The following is a 429-nucleotide window of genomic DNA, read 5'->3' as shown; positions in this document are numbered from 1 at the left end:
GTCGTGGTGAGAAGGGAAAGGCCGCGCAAGACTTGGACAAGGCAATCTGGTATACGTCGCGTGAGCGCGATCGTATCAAGCTTATGTTGGAGTCCTACCCGTCGCGCGTCCTTGACACGATTAACAGTAACGTCGAGTTCAGTGAGCAGGATTTTGCACGTGCTCACAAGTTCCTCACGATGGAGACTGTGCCAATCGTATCGGATTTTTATTCTCTGGTATTTGAGGGTTGCACAATCCGTGAGTACTACGAAAATCTTGAAGATGCACTTGTGTGTCTTCGTCAACTGAAGGAAACACTCTGATGGTAAAGGACGCGTTGAAGGCAGGAGGCACCTACGGACTAGTGGGTGAATCTACACAGAACCACTACGAAGGTCCTGTAACAGCACCGGTCTCTCAGCTTGAGTGGTTGCGCGAAAGCCTAAC

Annotated in this window: 1 protein-coding gene; it reads left to right on the top strand. The window is 50.3% G+C overall.

The genetic code is table 11. The features are described 5' to 3' along the window. A partial coding sequence (locus tag AC1RPR_RS08335; RefSeq protein WP_481763489.1) for a hypothetical protein occupies positions 1-305 on the top strand: 305 nt, incomplete at its 5' end. Between the last annotated feature and the right edge of the window lie 124 nt (positions 306-429).

The organism is Dellaglioa sp. CoH-57-MRSF-22, from assembly GCF_056781895.1.
This window is presented reverse-complemented; position numbering and strand designations above follow the sequence as displayed.